An 18154-nucleotide genomic window follows, 5' to 3' on the forward strand; every position below is an offset into this window, starting at 1 on the left:
TCGTATTGGTCGTGGCCCACCGGGCCGAGTAAGCAGAGGGAGATCGCGATGGTGCGTTCGGAGCGCAGCCGCAGTGCGGCATCACACGTGTTCGTCGTCCTCCTCGTGGCCGCGGTCCTCGTCGGAGCGATCGCGGCGGCCATCCTCGCACTTCAGACTCAGCGCTCATCCCGAGCCGAGGCCGAGCAGCTCACACGCGCGCTCGCTCAGTCCCTCGCCGACTCGCCGAGCGTGATCGAGGCGCTCGACGGTGCAGACGCGGATGCCGCCTCCGCAGCGCTGCAGCCCTACGCCACCGCGGTCGTCGAGCACTCCGCGCTCGACTTCATCACCGTGATGACGTCGACGGGAGTGCGCGTGACCCATCCCGACCCCGCCCGGCTCGGCGAGCAGTACCTCGGCACGATCCCCGCCACGCCCACGACGCTCACCGAGGAGTTCACCGGCACGCTCGGCGCCTCGATCCGCACGATAACGCCGGTCGCGAACGCGGCTGGTGAGAGCGTCGGGTGGGTCGCGGCAGGCGTCACGGTCGAGTCCGTCGCCGAATCGTTCCTCGGGCGGCTGCCATCTGCGGTCGCGATCGCGGCACTCATCATCGCCGCCGGCTCTCTGGGTGCCTTCCTCGCGCGCCGCTATACGCGCCGCATAGCGGGCGATCTGCCGGCCGGCCGGGTGAGGGACGCGGTCGCGTCGTACGAGTCGGTGCGCACCCTCGGCGAGGCGCTGCGCGCACAGACGCACGAGCACGGCAATCGCATGCACACGGCGATCGCGCTGCTGGAGCTCGGCCGCACCCGTGAGGCCATCGACATCCTTGCGGAGACGTCGCAGCAGAGCCAGTCGCTCGTGGATCAGGTCACCGCACGGCGGGACGGCGATCCGACCGTCGGAGCGCTGCTGCTCGACAAGGCCTCTCAGGCGAAGGAGAGCGGAGTCGAGTGGTCAGCGGACATCGCCCCCGACGCACCCCGCTCCGTCCTCGCGCCGATGGACAGCATCGCGGTGCTCGGCAATCTCATCGACAATGCTCTGGATGCCGCCGCAGCCGCCCCCGTGCGCTGGCTGCGTGTCGTGCTCCGCTCCGCATCGAACGGCGGCGGGCTCGTGCTGGAGGTCTCCGACAGCGGCGCAGGAGTTCCGGCAGCCGTGCGCGAGCAGATCTTCCAGCACGGATTCTCGACGAAGCCCGCCGGCGCAGAGGGCAGAGGAGTGGGACTCGCACTGGTGCGATCGATCGTGAACGAGGCAGGAGGGACAGTGGAGATCCTCGACGAGCCGACGACGTTCCGTGTGACACTGCCCGGTGCACGTGCATCCCGCGCGGAGACGAAGGGACCGTTGCCATGATCCACACGCTCCTCGTCGACGACGACGCGCTGACTCTGGAACTGCATCGGGATTACATCGAGCGGATCGACGGCTATGCGGTGGTCGGAGAATGCAGCGGCGCCCGTGCGGCCCTCACCGCGCTGATCGAGAGCCCTCCGAAGGAGGGAATCGATCTGGTCCTGCTCGACATGACGATGCCGGACGGCTCAGGGCTCGACGTCCTCCGTCATCTGCGCGCACGATCGATAGTCGTCGATGTGATCGCGATCACGGCTGTGCGCGATGCCGAGACCGTGCGTCAGATGGCCGCCCTCGGCGTCATGCAGTACCTCGTCAAGCCCTTCACCTTCGCCACGTTCAGGGAACGGCTCGAGCAGCACCGCGCCTACAGCGCACAGGCGGTCGCGGCGGCCGGGCAGGCGAGCCAGGCCGAGATCGATGCGCTCCTGGGCGCATCGCGGCCCACCGGCAGCATCAGGGTGCCGAAGGGGCTGTCCGCCGCCTCGCTGGCACGTGTGACCGCGGCGGCCCGCGATGCCGGGGTGCTGTCGGCGAGCGAGGCGGCAGAACAGCTCGGGATGTCGCGTGTGGCCGTGCGCCGCTACCTCGAGCACCTCGCCGACGAGGGCAGGCTCGAGCGCGCCGCCCGGTACCGCGGTCGCGGTCGCCCTGAGACCGAGTACCGGTGGCGCTGAAGGCGCTACTCCCCCGCGAGCCCGCCGAGCAGGTGGCCGAAGGACCGCCCCTCGCCCAGGTAGTTCGCCGGGTCGAACGGGTCGCTCGATGTCGCGGCATCCTTGCGGGCGATGGCGTCCGCGAGCTCGCGTGCCCCCTTCTCCACCCGCTTGGCCAGTGGTGCCACATCGTCGCCGGCTCCGCCCCAATCGCTGGATGCCGCGAACACTCCGGTGGAGACGGTCTCGGCATGCAGGTAGGCGAACAGCGGACGGATCGCGTAGTCGATCGCCAGCGAGTGCCTCGGCGTTCCCGCGTTCGCACCGATCAGCACCGGCTTGCCGGTGAGCGCGTCAGGATCGAGCACGTCGATGAACGACTTGAACAGTCCCGAATAGCTCGTGGAGAAGATCGGCGTCACCGCGATCACGGCATCCGCCGAGTACACCGAGTTGAGCGCCGATTCGAGCGCCGCCGGCGCGAACCCGGTCAGCAGGTTGTTCATGATGTCGTGCGCGAGGTCGCGCAACTCGATCACATCGACGGTGACCTCGATGTCGCGCTCGGCGAGTTGCTTCACGGTCTCCGCAGCCATGCGGTCGGCCAGCATGCGCGTGGAGGACGGGTTGGACAGACCCGCCGAGATGACGGCGATGCGACGATCAGTCATGATCACGCTTCCTTCCGGCCGACGCCGAACGCGGCTCCGGCGGGTGCCGGCGTGTCCTGATACGGGGAGCCGGCTGTCAGGTTGTCTCCGCGGTTCGCACCGGGGCGCGCCTCGCGCGCGGGTCCGTCGCCGAACACCGCCTTGACGCGCGACGCGTGGGTCGGAGCATCCGGAACGCTCGTCGGACGGTTCTTCGCGAGCTCCCTGCGCAGCGCAGGCACGACCTCGCCGCCGAGGATGTCGAGCTGCTCGAGCACGATCTTCAGCGGGAGACCGGCGTGGTCGATGAGGAAGAGCTGACGCTGGTAATCGCCGAACGTGTCGCGCATCGCGGCGTAGCGGTCGATGACCTGCTGCGGCGATCCCACCGTGAGCGGAGTCATCTCGGTGAAGTCCTCCATGCTCGGGCCGTGGCCGTACACCGGCGCATTGTCGAAGTACGGACGGAACTCGTTCACAGCATCCTGAGAGTTCGCGCGCATGAACACCTGTCCGCCGATGCCGACGATGGCCTGCTCAGGCGTGCCGTGTCCGTAGTGCGAGTAGCGCTGGCGGTACAGCTCGATCAGGCGCTGGTAGTGCTCCTTGGGCCAGAAGATGTTGTTCGCGAAGAAGCCGTCGCCGTAGTACGCGGCCTGCTCTGCGATCTCCGGGGTGCGGATCGACCCGTGCCAGACGAAGGGAGCTACGCCGTCGAGCGGGCGAGGAGTCGAGGTGAAGCCCTGCAGCGGCGTGCGGAACTTGCCCTCCCAGTCCACGACGTCCTCATCCCAGAGCTTGCGCAGCAGCGCGTAGTTCTCGATCGCCAGCGGCAGCCCCTGGCGGATGTCCTTGCCGAACCACGGGTACACGGGGCCGGTGTTGCCTCGGCCGAGCATGAGATCGGTGCGCCCGTCGGAGATGTGCTGGAGCATGGCGAAGTCCTCGGCTATCTTCACCGGGTCGTTCGTCGTGATCAGTGTCGTGGAGGTGGAGAGGATGATGCGCTCGGTCTGCGCGGCGATCGCGGCGAGGGTGGTGGTGGGCGACGAGGACCAGAACGGCGGGTTGTGGTGCTCGCCCACGGCGAAGACATCGAGGCCGACTTCTTCGGCGTGCTTCGCGATCGTGATCGCGTCCTTGATCTTCTGCCGTTCGCTAGGCGTCTCGCCCGTCACGGGGTTCTGGGTGATGTCGCTGACGGTGAAGAGGCCGAACTGGATGCCTGAGGTGTCGGCGTGCTCGCTCATGTGGTGCTCCCGGGTTCTCGAGGCGGATGCTGCTGGCATGACGCTTCTATTCAAATGCATGTATATGTCACAACGCAACCCGCGCCACATTATTCCCTGCCCGCCAAGGAGAGGCCGGTAGCCTCGGAGGATGAGCACCGCCGCACAGATTCCGACTGGCCCGATCACCGGGGCGATCGCGCGGCCTCGTCGACGCGTGCCGTTCTGGGACAACGCGCGCTATGCCTGCATCGTGCTCGTCGTGCTCGGCCATGCCATCCAGCGCCTCACCTACGACTCCAGCATCGCGATGGCACTCTACCTGGCCATCTACGCGTTCCACATGCCGGCCTTCGCGATCGTCGCCGGCTACTTCTCGAAGTCCGCCCCGCCCACGCGCAAGCAGATGGCGCGGGTCATCACCGACATCCTGGTGCCGTACGTGATCTTCGAGCTGCTCTGGACCCTCACGAAATGGCTGGTCGAAGGGCAAGAGGTCCAGCCGAACCTGACGACGCCGTCATGGACGTTGTGGTTCCTGCTCGCCCTCGGCATCTTCCGACTGGTGCTGCCGTACCTCGCACTGCTGCGCTGGCCGCTGGTGTGGAGCGTGCTGATCTCGGTGGGCGCCGGCTACCTCAGCAACGTCGACAGCACATTCTCGCTCTCGCGCACCCTCGGCTTCCTGCCGTTCTTCGTGCTGGGGTGGTGGCTGCGGGAGCACGACCTGGTCAACCGCTTCCGCCTGATCGACTTCCGGCCCTGGTGGCTCCGCGCGATCGCGGTGCTCATCTTCGCCGTGGGGGCGTTCGCCGCATGGAACTGGGTCGACCTGTGGGAGAGCATCAATCTCAACAAGTGGTTCTTCTACAACGACACGTACGTGGATCTCGGCGGTGATGCGTGGTGGTCAGGCGGTATCCGCCTGCTGCTCATCGCGATCGGTCTGGTGCTGAGCGCCGCGTTCTTCGTCCTGATCCCGCGAGGCAGGTATTGGTGGACCAAGTTCGGCCAGTACACGATGTACGTCTATCTGCTGCACTCGTTCGTGCTGTACCCGTTCCGCGAGTCAGGCATCCTGCGTGATGCGGAACCGACGTGGGTCTGGCTGCCCGCTCTGATCCTGCTGTCGGTGCTCATCGCGCTCCTCCTCGCGACGCGGCCGGTACGGTGGCTGGTCCGACCGTTGGTGGAGCCACGTGCACGCTGGTTGTTCTCCGATGCACGGCTGTCGGCGGATGTGTCCCGTCGGAACGATCCGACGGGGTCTCGGCGCTCGCGCGAGGGCTGATCATCCCGGATGTGCGCTGATCGCTCGCTGAGTTCGGAGTCGACCCGCCATCTGAACGATGTACCCGCTATCAGGTGGTAACCGTCTGAAACACATGACTCCGACCGTGCGAACTGGTCGTACGCTCGTGTTATGGCTGAACTGAACCTCCCCGTCCTCGACCTCTCCCAGCTGGACGACGGCCCGGACGCCGCCGCGAAGTTCCGAAGCGAGCTGGCCGCCGCCGCCCATGACGTCGGATTCTTCTATCTGATCGGCACAGGCATCGCCCCCGAGATCTTCCGTGGGCTGCAGCAGGCCGCCCGCGACTTCTTCGCCCTGCCCGAGGAGCAGAAGCTCGCGATCGAGAACGTGCACAGCGCGCAATTCCGGGGCTACACCCGCATCGGAGGCGAACTCACCCAGGGCAAAGTCGACTGGCGCGAGCAGATCGACATCGGACCGGAACGGGAGCCCGTCTCGGACGGCCCGGCCTTCAACCGCCTCATCGGCCCGAACCTCTGGCCGGCGGCGCAGCCCGAGCTGCGCGAGGTCGCAGAGACATGGCGCGAGCACCTCACCGGCATCTCCCGCAGGCTTCTTCGCAGTTGGGCAGAAGCGCTCGGCGCCGAGCCGACGCACTTCGACGCTGACTTCGGCGATCCGGCGAGCCTGATGAAGATCGTGCGCTACCCCGGCACGGATGCGCCGGAGCCCCAGCAGGGCGTCGGCGCGCACAAGGACTCCGGCGTGCTGACGCTGCTCTGGGTGGAGCCCGGCAAGGGCGGTCTGCAGGTCGAACGCGACGGGGCGTGGGTCGATGCTCCGCCCGTCGACGACGCGTTCATCGTGAACATCGGCGAGATGCTCGAGTACGCCACCGGTGGCTACCTCAAGGCCACCAATCACCGGGTGATCTCCCCCAAGGCTCCCGCCGACCGCATCTCGGTGCCGTTCTTCTTCAGCCCTGCCCTCGACGCGAAGCTCCCTCTCATCGAGCTGCCGGCGGAGCTGGCCGCCGAGGCGCAGGGAGTGACTGAGGATCCCCGCAATCCGATCCACAGCCTGTACGGCGAGAACGCCCTGAAGTCACGGCTCCGTGCGCATCCTGACGTCGCCGCGATCCACCACTCCGACCTCGCGGGGGCATCCGCCTGACGTCACGGGCGACGTAGACCACGACCAGGCGGTCGGATCCCGTCGCCGCTGCTCACCGTCGCTCACTCGAATCGGACGATCGAGGCGTTCGTCGATACGTTGTGGGCTGGCGCACGACCGCCGAACTCGACGATCTCCTGCAGAGCGTGCAGATGCGCGGCGAAGGCGCGTTCGCCTTTCGCCGTCGATCGCACCCAGGTTCGGGGCCGGCTTCCCACGTCCCCTCTGCGCGTCGCGACATAACCGGTCACGTGCAGGTGCGAGATGGATTTGCTCAACGCCGAGTCGCCCACCTGCAGGATCCGGGCGAGAGTGGCGAAGTCGAGCTCGTTCCCGTCGAGGAGCGCAGCCATGAGCGAGAAGCGGATCGGGCTGGCGAAGTTGTCGTCCAGACGCAGGCGCGGGTGCTTGTCAGCCATCGCGCCCGTCCAGGAATGCACTGCCGGCATACAGGCAGAAGACGACGGCCGCGCCGATCGGGCCGTACCCGAGAATGCTGCGCAGCGCCGGGGCCCCCAGCACGACGAGCGCCAGCGCCCCCGGTATCAGCCTCACGAAGAACGGCATCTCCACGCCGAGGATGCCCGCGATGAAGAAGACGGCAAGCGCGACCAGCAGGACGACACCGAGCACGATCGCGATGCCCCACCGCGGCGAGATGACGGTGATGTACACGGCGAGCGTGATCGCATTCACCAGTCCGATCCACGCCGCACCGCGACGGTCGACACCTGCCTCCCGCCGTTCACGCACGGCCCTCACCTGGTCGAGGTACGCCTGGGCGATATCGGAGTTCGGCACCGGCAACGGCGCGGCTCCCTCGATCGGTCGCTGATCCATTGCACCTCCGCGTCAGCTTTCCACCTGGAAACTGGAATCCCGAAGGAGACTACGCGCTTTCCATCAGGAAAGCCATCCTTCTCTCGAGGTTCTGGAGACGACGAAGGCCGCCCCACACCTGGGACGGCCTTCGAAAGAAGTGCGATTTTACGCTGGTGCGCTGCCTTAGCGGCGAAGACCAAGCTTCTCGATCAGCGTGCGGTAACGCGCGATGTCGATGTCCTGGAGATAGCCGAGCAGACGACGGCGCTGACCCACCATGAGGAACAAGCCACGACGCGAGTGGTGGTCGTGCTTGTGATCCTTGAGGTGTTCGGTGAGGTCCTTGATGCGCTGCGTCAGCATCGCGACCTGCACCTCGGGGGATCCGGTGTCACCGGGGTGCGTCGCGTACTCTTCCATGATCGCCTTCTTGGCGTCAGACTCGAGTGGCATAGATGGGATCCCCTTTCAGTTCGTTGCGCGGCGCCCAACACCTGATGTGTGGGCTCTCTTTATCCGCGGCCGATCAAACGGCAACCTGTAGAGTCTACCAGCCCCGACGGCCGATCCAGGCCTCGCTATGAGCCGTCGAGCTTCGATGAGCCGATAGCCTCGAAACGTGCAGTGCAAGATGCGGGATGATCCCGCAACCGACCGGAGATCGCCGGTCGAGGTCGACGCGTGAGCGGCGGTGCCCGCGGGGCACTCATCGACCTTCGTCCGTTCCGCGCCAGCGGTGCGTTCACGAGGATGTGGATCGGGTCGACGCTGGCCGGACTCGGCGGTCAACTCACCATCGTCACTGTGATGCTGCATGTGTTCGAGCTCACTGAGAGCACGTTCGCGGTCTCGATGGTCGCCGTCGCCGGGCTCATCCCGATGATCCTCGCAGGCCTCTACGGCGGGATGCTCGCCGACGCCTTCGACCGCCGCATGGTCGCGATCGTCGCGGCGATCGTCACCTTCGTCTCGACCCTTCTGCTCGCCGTCCTCACGTGGGGTCAGCTCGAGACCATCTGGTGGCTGTATGCGCTGAGCATGATCAATTCAGCCGCGAACTCGGTCGGCATGGCAACGCGCACGGCGATCGTTCCGCGCCTCATCCCTCGCGAGCTCCTCGCAGCGGCATCCGCTCTGAACGGCATCACGATCGGAGTGATGGTCATGGTCGGCCCGGCACTCGCCGGCATCCTCGTCGCCCTCACCGGCTACGGCTGGACCTACACCATCGACGTCGTCCTCATGCTCGCGATGTTCCTCGGGCTCTGGACCCTGCCTGTCCTGCGGCCGGAGGGCGAGATCGTGCGCCCAGGACTGGAGTCGCTGGTCGACGGCTGGCGGTTCCTCAAGCGTGCGGCCAACATCCGGATGCAGTATCTGGTCGACATCGTCGCGATGACGTTCGGGCAGCCGCTGGCGCTGTTCCCCGCGCTGGGCGCGGTGCTTCTCGGCGGAGGCGCCGTGACCACGGGTGCGCTCACGGCAGCGGTCGCGGCCGGTACGTTCCTGTCCAGCCTGTTCTCCGGCCGGATCGTGCGCTACCGCTGGCACGGACGAGGAATCGCACGTGCAGTTCAGGCTTACGGTGCGGCGATACTGCTCTTCGGGGTGGTTCTCCTGATCGCGACGTGGGCGCCGGGGGCCGACGAGACCCATGCGAACATCGCACTCATCGTCGCGGCCTCCGCGGCCCTGGCTCTCTCAGGAGCTGCCGACAACATCAGCTCGATCTACCGCAACACGATGATGCAGGCGTCGGTGCCGGACGCCATTCGCGGAAGACTGCAGGGCATCTTCATCATCGTCGTCGCCGGAGGACCTCGCCTCGGCGCACTCTATGCGGGCGCGCTCGCCACTTTCACAGTGCTCTGGTTCCCCCCGCTTCTGGGCGGACTGCTCGTCATCGCGCTGGTCGGTGTGCTGGTGCGCCTCACGCCGAGCTTCCGCGCATATGACGCAGAGGACCCCGTGCCCTGACGGCACGGGGTCCTCGATGACGAAGATCAGTCCTGCTGCAGAGCGCCCTGCAGGTCGAGGTTGATCGTGATGTCCTTGCCGACCAGGACGCCGCCGGTCTCGAGTGCGGCGTTCCAGGTGAGGCCGAAGTCTTCACGGTTGATGGTGGTCGTCGCCGACGCGCCGGCCTTGTAGTTGCCGTAGGGGTCGGTGCCGAATCCCCCGAAGTCGAACGCGAAGCTCACCGGCTTGGTGATGCCGCGGATGGTCAGGTCGCCGTCGATGAAGAAGTCATCTGACGCGACACGTGCGCCGGTGGAGACGAACTGCATCGTCGGGAAGTTCTCGATGTCGAAGAAGTCCGCTGAGCGCAGGTGTCCGTCGCGACCGTCGTCGTTGGTGTCGAGGGACGTCACGTCTACGGTCGCCTCGACCTTCGCGTCGAGCGGGTTCTCCGGGGCGACCAGCGTCGCGCTCTTCATGCCGAACGAGCCGCGCACCTTCGAGATCATCATGTGGCGGACGCTGAAGGTGACCTCGCTGTGGGCGGGGTCGAGGATCCAGGTGCCTGCACGGTAGCCGGGGATGTCGATCGTGGTCATGCGGGTTCTCTCCTTGAAGTGTGGGGTCTCATTGCGTTCACAAGGAGACAACTCGTATGCGAGCGCATGTATTCCGAGTCTGTCGACAAAAAAACGGAGGGCCTCCGATCCGATGTGGAACAGAGGCCCTCCGCAGTTGTGAGTCCGATCAGCCGACGGCGACCAGGTCGATGATGAAGATGAGGGTCTTACCGGAGAGGAAGTGTCCTGAACCCGCGGGGCCGTACGCGAGGTGCGGAGGAACGATCAGCTCACGACGTCCACCGATCTTCATGCCGGGGATGCCGTCCTGCCAGCCCTGGATCAATCCGCGAAGCGGGAACTGGATGGTCTCGCCACGCCCCCAGGAGGAATCGAATTCCTCGCCGGAGTCGTACTCGACACCGGCATAGTGCACGGTCACGGTGTCGCCGGGCTTCGCGGCTGCGCCGTCGCCCTCGATGATGTCTCGGGTGACGAGCTCTGCAGGAGCGGGAGCTGTGGGGGCGTCGAACTCGGGCTTTGTGCGATCAGTCATGACTCCATACAACCGGAGCGCTCGGACGTGGTCAATGCGAGGGCGCCTGCTCAGAGCGAACAGCCCCGGCCCATATCAAGACTCAGCGCCCGGTGCTGCGGCGATGCCTGCATGTCTACCGGGCGCTGAGTTGATCTGTACTCAGATTGCACCCCTACTCCACGGGTGTCAAGAGTCAACGCGATGCCGCTCGTCAATACGCCAGGAGGGCCGCTCTCGTCGCTTGGGTGCGCGTGAGCAATGCCCGCTCGTCATCCGCGGCAAGGGGGTCGCGGCCGACGATAGCCCGCTGGCGCACTGCGGCGAGGGCTGCGGCATCCTTGATGAAGCTCTTCATCAAGGACCTGCGGTCACCGCGCAGGCTCGCGGCCCATCTGAGTCCGACTTTGCGCCCGGCGGGAGTCGCGAGCATCGTGATCTCCTCCGGCGTGAACCATCCGGCTGCCGCGTAGTCGCCCAGCCTTTCCCTCGTCACGCGGGCCTCTTCCTTGCGCAACGCCACGATGGCCAGGATGAAGCCGATGAACAGCGGCACCTGAAGCGTGATGTAGAGCGCGAAGAAGTCGGCGAACGTGGCCGAGCCGTTCCAGAATCCGTGCAGGATGATGGCGCCCAGCAGCCCGAGCAGTCCAGCACCGAGCACCGCGCCCTTCGACGCACTGCGCCTGGCTGCAAGCCCCATCGCGAAGCCGGTGAGAGCGGTGAACATCGCGTGCGCGAACGGCGAGAGCAGACCGCGCATCACGAACGTGGCCGTGAGCTGTTCACCGCCGCCCTCGATCAGGCTGATCGCGAAGTACTGGATGTTCTCGGTGAAGGAGAATCCCCCGCCGATCAGCGCCCCGTATACGATCCCGTCGATCGGGCCGTCGAAAGCACGTCTGCCGATGAGGAAGATGATGAAGATCCCGAGACCCTTCGCTAGTTCCTCCACGATCGGCGCCTGGATCATCGCACTGAGCACCTCCGAGCGCATGCCGACTGCGAGCGTGATGCCGAGGTCCACCAGCAGTGTCAGTCCGACTGCTGCGATGCCGCCCCATGCGATCGCGAACACGATCAGCAGCTTCGGCTCCGGTTCCCAGCGGTCGATGATGTGGACGCCGAGGAAGACGATCGCGAGCGGGATGAGCGCGAGGACGAGTCCCATGCCGGATGCGACGACTCCGAGCGCCCACACGAAGTAGCCGATCAGCGCCACGAGTGCGAAGCCGAGCACGCCGAAGAGCCAGATCGACACCGTCCTGCCCTTCTTCGAAGGAACCGGCAGCATGGGCAGCGCTCCGGCAGGAGCGGGCGCGGCAGGAGCGGGCGGCGAATAGTTGGTCGGCTGTGCGAGCGCGGACGCATACACCGGCTGCTGGTTGAACTGAGCCGGCGTGTACGGCGACTGCGCGTACTGCTGCTGCGAATTCGGCTGCTGCGAATGCTGGGGCTGGGCCGGGGGCGGCGAGTGCTGCGGCTCCGAGGGTCCTCCGAATGACATAGCCAAAGCCTAGAGGTACCCTCCACTCTGCTCCGGGCGACAGGACGGTAGCGTAGGGGACATGCGTTTCGCCCATCTGCGTCGACCGGACTCCCCTGATGCCCAGCTCGCGGTGATCCAGGATGCCGAGGCCATTCTGGTCTCGGATCTGATCGACCCCGCACCATCGACCCTCCAGCAGCTCATCGAAGCAGGTGACGACGGCCTCGACGCACTGCGCACCGCACTCGACGAGCGCACCGCACCGCGGCATCCGCTCGCCGGCTTCGACTTCGCATCGGCTGTTCTCGATCCGCCTGTGATCCTCGCGATCGGCCTGAACTACGCCGCCCACTCCAGCGAACTGGGCTTGAAGACCGACACCGCACCGACCGTCTTCACTCTCTGGCCGAACTCACTGACGTCGCATGAGGCGACGACGGGGTGGCCTCGCACTCTGAGCGAGTCCGTCGACTACGAGGCCGAACTCGGCGTCCTGATCGGGCGACCGGCGAAGAACGTGGCCGAGGCAGACGCGCTCGACAGCGTATGGGGCTACACGGTCGTCAACGACATCACGGCTCGCGACATCCAGTTCTCCGAGGCGCAGTGGTCGCGCTGCAAGTCGTTCGACGGCTTCACCCCGACCGGCCCGTTCGTCGTCACGGCGGATGAGATCCCGGACCCGCAGGATCTGCACATCTGGACCGTCGTGGACGGCCACACCGTGCAGGACGCCTCGACCGGTCAGATGGTCCGCTCGGTCGCGACGCTCATCGCGCATCTGTCGCAGTCGATCACCCTGCAGCCAGGCACGCTGATCTCCACGGGCAGCCCCGGTGGTGCCGGCTACTCGCGCGAGCCGCAGATCTTCCTGCGGGACCGCTCGACGGTGACCGTCGGCATCGACGGCATCGGCGAGCTCACGACGCACTGCCGCATTCACGACTGAGCGCCGTGCACGAGGGATGCCCGTGCCCGTCCTTGAATCCGAGATCCGGGCGCGGGCCGCACTCGTGGGACGTCAGATCTCGATCAGGCCCTCCGGCGGGATCACGGAGATCGCAGCGGTGACCGCCTCGAGCCCCGAAAGACGCGCCGGCGACAGCTGCTTCGTGACCTCCTCGCGTGACATCAGTCCCGCCTCGACGACAAGGTCGGCCACGTTGCGGTTCGTGAGCAGCGCGGTCTTCGCGAGAGCGGCCGCAGCGGCGTAGCCGATGAACGGGGTCAGCGCAGTGATGACGCCGACCGAGGCGCCCACCATCGCTCCGAGGCGATCGGTGTTCGCTGTGATGCCGTCGATGCAGTTGACGCGCAGAGTCCACATGGCCTGACGCATCCAGGTGATCGACTGGAAGATCGAGTGCGCGATCACAGGTTCGAAGGCGTTCAGCTGCAACTGCCCCGCCTCGACAGCCATCGTGACGGTCATGTCCGCGCCGACCACGGCGAACGCGACCTGATTCACGACCTCGGGGATCACCGGGTTGACCTTGCCCGGCATGATGCTCGAGCCCGCCTGCTTGGCCGGGAGGTTGATCTCGCCGAAACCGGCCTGCGGCCCGGAGGAGAGCAGTCGCAGATCGTTGCAGATCTTGGAGAGCTTGATCGCGTTGCGCTTGAGCGACGACGAGAACGACATGAACGCGCCGGTGTCACTGGTGGATTCGACCAGGTCGGTCGCCGTCTCGAGATCGAGGGCGGTGATCTCGCGCAGGTGGTCGAGTACGGCTTGTGCGTAGTCGACGTGAGTGGTGATGCCGGTGCCGATCGCGGTCGCACCCATGTTGATCTCGAACATCAGCGACGCGTTCTCGGTGAGACGGCTGTGGTCCTCGCCGAGAGTCGTGGCGAAGCCGTGGAACTCCTGCCCGAGCGTCATCGGCACGGCATCTTGCAGCTGGGTGCGCCCCACCTTGAGGATGTCGTGGAAATCGACGGCCTTGGCCAGGAACGAGCGGCGCAGCAGGTCGAGCTCATCAAGCAGGGAACGGAGATTGAGGGAGAGGCCGATCTTGACAGCCGTCGGATACACGTCGTTCGTGGACTGGCTGCGGTTGGTGTGGTCGATCGGAGAGAGGAAATCGTAATCGCCCTTCTCCCGCCCGGCGATCTCCAACGCGATGTTGGTGATCACCTCGTTCGCGTTCATGTTCGTCGAGGTCCCGGCGCCGCCTTGGATCACTCCGACCGTGAACTGATCGTGGAACTCGCCGTCGATGACCCGCTGCGCTGCTTCATCGATGAGATCGGCCCGCATGGCGTCGAGTGCGCCGATGTCCTTGTTCGCCCTTGCACTGGCCTGCTTCACCATCGCGAGCGCCCGGATGAGATCGGGATACACCGAGATCGGTCGCTTCGTGATCGGGAAGTTCGCGTCTGCGCGGGCGGTGTGGATGCCCCAGTACGCGTCGGCGGGGACCTCCATGCTCCCGAGGGAATCGGTCTCGGTACGGGTGGGGGCAGGCGCGGCAGAAGCCATGTCACATCCTTGTGGGTCGTGGCGGATCAGGGAACGAGGGATGTCTCCAGTCTATGCCGCGCGTACACCGCGAGAAGCGTCGCAGACACCGCGTCTGAGCTTCAGCGGCCCACGACGATCAGCAGGATGCCGCTTGCCACGGCCAAGGCGCAGAGGGCGAAGCATCCGTACGCACCGATCAGCGCGATGCGCTTCTGAACGTCGGTGAGCGGGCTCTTCCTGGCCGCCTTCGCCGCCTGCTTCGCAGCGCGGCGGGCCTCCTTCTCGGTGATCACCGTGATGGCATCGGTGAACTCGGCAGGGCTCACGACCGGTGCACGCCCCGAGCGCACGAGCAGCCGCAGTCCGAGTGCGTAGAAGGTCACGATGGCGGCTGCGCCGATCAGCGCCGCCGCGAAGACCTGCACGAATGCGAGCCAGTCGATCACGACGCTCATTGCTCTGACCCCTTCTTCGCTGCCTTCGCCTGCGCCTTGTGCTCGACCTTCGCCTTGTGCTCGGCCTTCGCCTTCGCACGGGCCTGCTCGATCCTCAGCCGACGCCGCGTCGGCGGCGGCATGTCGGGCAGTTCGATCGCGAGGCCGGACTCGGCGACATCGCTCATCGCGTTCTCTGCGGTGACCGCGTTGCGCCGGGAACGCAGGAACAGACCGACGATGATGACCAGCGCGAGTATCGCATCGATCGCCACGCCCCAGTTGCCCCACCACACGACGAGGAGCGCTGCGAGTGCACCGACCGCCGCGGCGGCGGGAAGTGTGAGCAGCCAGCCGATGCCGATTCGTCCTGCAGTCCTCCAGCGCACCGTCGACCCGCGCCGTCCGAGGCCGGAGCCGATCACCGATCCGGAGGCGACCTGAGTGGTCGAGAGCGCGAAGCCGAGCGCACTCGAGGCGAGGATCGTCGCCGCCGTCGAGCTCTCCGCAGCGAAACCCTGAGCGGGCTTGACATCAGTGAGTCCCTTGCCGAGCGTGCGGATGATGCGCCACCCGCCCAGATACGTGCCGAGGGCGATCGTGAACGCGCACGCGAAGATGACCCAGAAGTACGGGTCCGACTGCTCGGAGTTCTGCCAGCCCACCGTGATGAGCGCGAGCGTGATGACGCCCATCGTCTTCTGCGCGTCGTTCGTGCCGTGGGCGAGAGCGACCAGGGACGACGTGAAGATCTGACCCCAGCGGAATCCGTCGCGGCCGTCCGGCTTGCCGTCGTAGCGACGGGTGATCGAGTAGGCGATCTTCGTGGCGGCGAACGCGATGAGGCCGGCTGTGATCGGGGCGATGAGCGCAGGGAGCACGATCTTCGAGAGCACCATTCCGAAGTCGATGCCGCCGAGCCCGACGCCCACGATCGTGGCCCCGATGAGGCCTCCGAACAGGGCGTGGGACGAGCTCGAGGGCAGTCCGAGCAGCCACGTGAGCATGTTCCAGGTGATGGCGCCGATCAGGCCGGCGAAGATCACGGACAAGAACAGCTCGGCGCCCGCGTCCCGGATGGCGTCCTCGTTGATGATGCCGTGCGACACGGTCTTGGAGACCTCAGTCGATAAGAAGGCGCCGACGAGATTGAGTCCGGCCGCCAGGAGCACTGCGGTCTTCGGCTTGAGGGCACCCGTCGCGATGGGCGTCGCCATCGCGTTCGCGGTGTCGTGAAAGCCGTTCGTGAAGTCGAAGAAGAGGGCTAGCACGATGACCAGCACGACGATGAGGGCTGCGGTTTCCACCGTTCGCTTTCGGTTGTGTGAAAGGAAGAGAGCTGCCGACGTGATCGGCGTGACGAACGAAGAGTTCACCGTGGGTTTGACTTCCGTTAACCGGCCCCGACAAATCCTTGCACCCTGCTCGACTCCGGTCAACTCGACCTGGGTTAGCGTGGTGTGGTGACCAACGCCCCCATCGCAGCTCGCCGTTCCCACATCCGCACTCACCACGCAGACACGTTCGACGATCCGTACGAGTGGCTGCGGGAGAAGGATTCGGCAGAGGTCATCGCGCACCTCGAGGCAGAGAACGCGCACACCGACAGCGCGACGGCACATCTCGAGGAACTGCGCGAGACGCTGTTCCAGGAGATCAAGGGCCGCGTGCAGGAGACGGACCTGTCCGTCCCCACTCGCAAGGGCGACTGGTGGTACTACAGCCGCAGCGAGGAGGGCTCGCAGTACGGCATCCAGTGCCGCGCCGCAGCCGGAGCGGACGATTGGACTCCCCCGGTGCTCGAACCAGGCGTGCCTGTTCCCGGCGAGCAGATCCTTCTGGACGGCAACGTCGAAGCGGAAGGCCACGAGTTCTTCTCGCTCGGCGCCTTCGACACCTCGGATGACGGGACCAGGATGCTGTGGGCGCCCGACTACGAGGGCGATGAGTTGTACACGATCAAGGTGCGCGATCTGGTGAGCGGCGACACGCTCTCCGATGAGATCCCCAAGACCGGCGGCGGGTTCTTCACGCCTGACGGCACCGGCATCATCTACACGACCCGCGACGAGGCGTGGCGCCCGGACACGCTGTGGATGCACCTGCTCGGCACTCCCGTCGAAGACGACGTGAAGCTGTTCCACGAGGGCGATGAGCGCTTCTGGCTGGGTGCCGGCATCACCCGAAGCAGGCGATACCTCGTGATCGGGGTCGGATCCAGCATCACGAGCGAGGAGTACCTCGTCGATCTCCGCGGTGACATCACCGCGGAACCGCGACTCGTCTGGCCGCGCACGGAGGGCGTCGAGTACTCGCTCGAGCACGCCGTGATCGACGGCGACGATCGGCTGCTGATCCTGCACAATCAGGATGCCGTCGACTTCGAACTCGTCTCGGTCGCCGCAGATGACCCGCAGGGCGCCCGCCACGTCGTGATGGCGCACGAGGCAGGGCGACGCATCCTCGGCGTCGACTGCTTCCGCGACTTCGCCGTCGTCGGCTACCGCAGCGAGGGCCTCGAGCGCATCGGCATGCTGGAGTACGCCGACGACAGCGTGGAAGAGCTCCGCTTCGACGAGCCGCTGTTCTCCGCTTGGCCGTCGGGCAATCCGGAATGGCACTCGCCGTTCCTGCGCCTGGGGTACACCTCGTTCGTCACCCCGAGCACGGTCTACGACCTGGATCTGTCGACGCGGGAACTCGTGCTGCGCAAGCGCCAGCTGGTGCTCGGGGGTTACGACGCCGCCGAGTACGACCAGGAGCGCGCCTGGGCGGCTGCCCCGGACGGTACTCAGGTTCCGATCTCATTGGTGTGGAAGAAGGCGTTCGGCGCGCCTGGAGACGACATCCGGCCCGTGCACCTCTATGGCTACGGGTCGTACGAGCACTCGATCGACCCCGGCTTCTCCGTCGCCCGCCTGTCGGAACTCGACAGGGGTGTGATCTTCGCCGTCGCACACGTGCGCGGCGGCGGCGAGATGGGTCGCGGCTGGTACGACGACGGCAAGATGCTCAACAAGCGCAACTCGTTCACGGACTTCGTCGCCTGTGCGGAGCACCTCATCGCCGAAGGCATCACCACCGCGGAGCGCATGGTCGCGGAGGGCGGCAGCGCCGGCGGTCTGCTGATGGGAGCCGTCGCGAACATCGCCCCTTCGCGGTTCGCCGGCATCCTGGCATCCGTTCCGTTCGTCGACGCTCTCACCAGCATCCTCGATCCCTCACTCCCCCTCACCGTCATCGAGTGGGACGAATGGGGCGACCCGCTGCACGACGCAGACGTCTACGCCTACATGAAGTCGTACACGCCGTACGAGAACGTGCAGGACGGCGTCGCCTACCCGCGCATCCTCGCGATGACATCGCTCAACGACACTCGGGTGCTCTACGTGGAGCCCGCGAAATGGGTCGCGCGTCTTCGCGAGGCCGGGGCGGACGACGTTCTGCTCAAGTGCGAGATGGCGGCCGGGCACGGCGGTGTGAGCGGCAGGTACAACGCCTGGAAGGAGCGTGCATTCGAGCTCGCCTGGATGCTCGACGCCCTCGGTCTCGCTGAGAAGACGCCCACCGACTGATCA

The 18154-nt window shown here is 66.3% G+C and carries 18 protein-coding genes; 7 read left to right on the forward strand and 11 right to left on the reverse strand.

Annotated features, from left to right (window positions below):
- Nucleotides 1-48 precede the first annotated feature (48 nt).
- A complete protein-coding gene (locus JF52_RS0100555; RefSeq protein ID WP_033104612.1) occupies nt 49-1350 on the forward strand; it encodes a sensor histidine kinase in 1302 nt (433 codons plus the stop codon).
- On the forward strand, nt 1347-2027 hold the full coding sequence (locus JF52_RS0100560) for a response regulator (RefSeq protein WP_033104613.1): 681 nt from the start codon (nt 1347-1349) through the stop codon (nt 2025-2027). The genes JF52_RS0100555 and JF52_RS0100560 overlap by 4 nt, the downstream gene beginning before the upstream one ends.
- 5 nt (nt 2028-2032) lie before the next feature.
- Here the strand turns inward: JF52_RS0100560 and JF52_RS0100565 are convergent, their stop codons facing one another.
- Nucleotides 2033-2677: an FMN reductase gene (locus JF52_RS0100565; protein WP_033106123.1), complete on the reverse strand. Its 645-nt coding sequence runs from the start codon at nt 2675-2677 to the stop codon at nt 2033-2035.
- A 2-nt stretch (nt 2678-2679) separates the two neighbouring features.
- The gene (locus JF52_RS0100570; protein ID WP_033104614.1) at nt 2680-3906 is read right to left on the reverse strand and encodes an LLM class flavin-dependent oxidoreductase; all 1227 of its coding nucleotides are present in this window, start codon (nt 3904-3906) and stop codon (nt 2680-2682) included.
- A 130-nt stretch (nt 3907-4036) separates the two neighbouring features.
- Between JF52_RS0100570 and JF52_RS0100575 the strand changes: the two genes are divergently transcribed.
- Together JF52_RS0100575 and JF52_RS0100580 are read left to right on the forward strand one after the other, a co-directional pair.
- On the forward strand, nt 4037-5176 hold the full coding sequence (locus JF52_RS0100575; protein ID WP_152594782.1) for an acyltransferase family protein: 1140 nt from the start codon (nt 4037-4039) through the stop codon (nt 5174-5176).
- Between the two features lie 132 nt (nt 5177-5308).
- Nucleotides 5309-6313 carry an isopenicillin N synthase family dioxygenase gene (locus JF52_RS0100580; RefSeq protein ID WP_033104615.1) on the forward strand — a complete coding sequence of 335 codons (1005 nt, stop codon included), beginning with the start codon at nt 5309-5311 and terminating at the stop codon, nt 6311-6313.
- 62 nt (nt 6314-6375) lie between these two features.
- On the opposite strand, the gene JF52_RS0100585 is transcribed toward JF52_RS0100580, so the two are convergent.
- From JF52_RS0100585 to rpsO, 3 genes are all read right to left on the reverse strand, one after another.
- Complete coding sequence (locus tag JF52_RS0100585; RefSeq protein WP_052166646.1) at nt 6376-6732, reverse strand: transcriptional regulator; 357 nt, start codon at nt 6730-6732, stop codon at nt 6376-6378.
- Nucleotides 6725-7153, reverse strand: coding sequence for a hypothetical protein (locus JF52_RS0100590; protein ID WP_033104616.1), 429 nt, complete (start codon nt 7151-7153; stop codon nt 6725-6727). The genes JF52_RS0100585 and JF52_RS0100590 overlap by 8 nt, the downstream gene beginning before the upstream one ends.
- A gap of 165 nt (nt 7154-7318) precedes the next feature.
- The gene (gene rpsO / locus JF52_RS0100595; RefSeq protein WP_033104617.1) at nt 7319-7588 is read right to left on the reverse strand and encodes a 30S ribosomal protein S15; all 270 of its coding nucleotides are present in this window, start codon (nt 7586-7588) and stop codon (nt 7319-7321) included.
- Nucleotides 7589-7816: 228 nt separating this feature from the next.
- On the opposite strand from rpsO, the gene JF52_RS0100600 reads away from it, so the two are divergent.
- Complete coding sequence (locus tag JF52_RS0100600; RefSeq protein WP_268746238.1) at nt 7817-9112, forward strand: MFS transporter; 1296 nt, start codon at nt 7817-7819, stop codon at nt 9110-9112.
- Nucleotides 9113-9138: 26 nt separating this feature from the next.
- On the opposite strand, the gene JF52_RS0100605 is transcribed toward JF52_RS0100600, so the two are convergent.
- The 3 genes from JF52_RS0100605 to JF52_RS0100615 form a co-directional block, all read right to left on the reverse strand.
- Nucleotides 9139-9693, reverse strand: coding sequence for a YceI family protein (locus JF52_RS0100605; RefSeq protein WP_033104618.1), 555 nt, complete (start codon nt 9691-9693; stop codon nt 9139-9141).
- A 148-nt stretch (nt 9694-9841) separates the two neighbouring features.
- On the reverse strand, nt 9842-10210 hold the full coding sequence (locus JF52_RS0100610; protein ID WP_033104619.1) for an FKBP-type peptidyl-prolyl cis-trans isomerase: 369 nt from the start codon (nt 10208-10210) through the stop codon (nt 9842-9844).
- Nucleotides 10211-10403: 193 nt separating this feature from the next.
- The gene (locus JF52_RS0100615; RefSeq protein WP_235272303.1) at nt 10404-11696 is read right to left on the reverse strand and encodes a PrsW family intramembrane metalloprotease; all 1293 of its coding nucleotides are present in this window, start codon (nt 11694-11696) and stop codon (nt 10404-10406) included.
- Nucleotides 11697-11757: 61 nt separating this feature from the next.
- Here JF52_RS0100615 and JF52_RS0100620 point away from each other — a divergent pair, with 61 nt between their 5' ends.
- A complete protein-coding gene (locus JF52_RS0100620; protein ID WP_033104620.1) occupies nt 11758-12627 on the forward strand; it encodes a fumarylacetoacetate hydrolase family protein in 870 nt (289 codons plus the stop codon).
- Nucleotides 12628-12699: 72 nt separating this feature from the next.
- Here JF52_RS0100620 and JF52_RS0100625 read toward each other — a convergent pair whose 3' ends face one another.
- From JF52_RS0100625 to JF52_RS0100635, 3 genes are all read right to left on the reverse strand, one after another.
- On the reverse strand, nt 12700-14160 hold the full coding sequence (locus JF52_RS0100625; protein ID WP_033104621.1) for an aspartate ammonia-lyase: 1461 nt from the start codon (nt 14158-14160) through the stop codon (nt 12700-12702).
- 101 nt (nt 14161-14261) lie between these two features.
- Nucleotides 14262-14597 (reverse strand): hypothetical protein, encoded by a 336-nt coding sequence (locus tag JF52_RS0100630; protein WP_033104622.1) that lies wholly within the window; start codon nt 14595-14597, stop codon nt 14262-14264.
- The gene (locus JF52_RS0100635; RefSeq protein ID WP_052166887.1) at nt 14594-15883 is read right to left on the reverse strand and encodes an inorganic phosphate transporter; all 1290 of its coding nucleotides are present in this window, start codon (nt 15881-15883) and stop codon (nt 14594-14596) included. The genes JF52_RS0100630 and JF52_RS0100635 overlap by 4 nt, the downstream gene beginning before the upstream one ends.
- A 156-nt stretch (nt 15884-16039) precedes the next feature.
- Between JF52_RS0100635 and JF52_RS0100640 the strand changes: the two genes are divergently transcribed.
- The gene (locus JF52_RS0100640) at nt 16040-18151 is read left to right on the forward strand and encodes a S9 family peptidase (RefSeq protein WP_033106129.1); all 2112 of its coding nucleotides are present in this window, start codon (nt 16040-16042) and stop codon (nt 18149-18151) included.
- The last annotated feature ends 3 nt before the right edge of the window (nt 18152-18154 follow it).

Origin of the sequence: Microbacterium profundi, from assembly GCF_000763375.1 — a bacterium.
GTDB classification, from domain to species: domain Bacteria; phylum Actinomycetota; class Actinomycetes; order Actinomycetales; family Microbacteriaceae; genus Microbacterium; species Microbacterium profundi.

Bases quoted from the DNA above. Each gene is read 5' to 3' on its own strand.
- JF52_RS0100555 (WP_033104612.1), top strand. From the start codon at position 49: ATGGTGCGTTCGGAGCGCAGCCGCAGTGCGGCATCACACGTGTTCGTC.
- JF52_RS0100560 (WP_033104613.1), top strand. From the start codon at position 1,347: ATGATCCACACGCTCCTCGTCGACGACGACGCGCTGACTCTGGAACTG.
- JF52_RS0100565 (WP_033106123.1), bottom strand. From the start codon at position 2,677: ATGACTGATCGTCGCATCGCCGTCATCTCGGCGGGTCTGTCCAACCCG.
- JF52_RS0100570 (WP_033104614.1), bottom strand. From the start codon at position 3,906: ATGAGCGAGCACGCCGACACCTCAGGCATCCAGTTCGGCCTCTTCACC.
- JF52_RS0100575 (WP_152594782.1), top strand. From the start codon at position 4,037: ATGAGCACCGCCGCACAGATTCCGACTGGCCCGATCACCGGGGCGATC.
- JF52_RS0100580 (WP_033104615.1), top strand. From the start codon at position 5,309: ATGGCTGAACTGAACCTCCCCGTCCTCGACCTCTCCCAGCTGGACGAC.
- JF52_RS0100585 (WP_052166646.1), bottom strand. From the start codon at position 6,732: ATGGCTGACAAGCACCCGCGCCTGCGTCTGGACGACAACTTCGCCAGC.
- JF52_RS0100590 (WP_033104616.1), bottom strand. From the start codon at position 7,153: ATGGATCAGCGACCGATCGAGGGAGCCGCGCCGTTGCCGGTGCCGAAC.
- rpsO (WP_033104617.1), bottom strand. From the start codon at position 7,588: ATGCCACTCGAGTCTGACGCCAAGAAGGCGATCATGGAAGAGTACGCG.
- JF52_RS0100605 (WP_033104618.1), bottom strand. From the start codon at position 9,693: ATGACCACGATCGACATCCCCGGCTACCGTGCAGGCACCTGGATCCTC.
- JF52_RS0100610 (WP_033104619.1), bottom strand. From the start codon at position 10,210: ATGACTGATCGCACAAAGCCCGAGTTCGACGCCCCCACAGCTCCCGCT.
- JF52_RS0100615 (WP_235272303.1), bottom strand. From the start codon at position 11,696: ATGTCATTCGGAGGACCCTCGGAGCCGCAGCACTCGCCGCCCCCGGCC.
- JF52_RS0100620 (WP_033104620.1), top strand. From the start codon at position 11,758: ATGCGTTTCGCCCATCTGCGTCGACCGGACTCCCCTGATGCCCAGCTC.
- JF52_RS0100625 (WP_033104621.1), bottom strand. From the start codon at position 14,160: ATGGCTTCTGCCGCGCCTGCCCCCACCCGTACCGAGACCGATTCCCTC.
- JF52_RS0100630 (WP_033104622.1), bottom strand. From the start codon at position 14,597: ATGAGCGTCGTGATCGACTGGCTCGCATTCGTGCAGGTCTTCGCGGCG.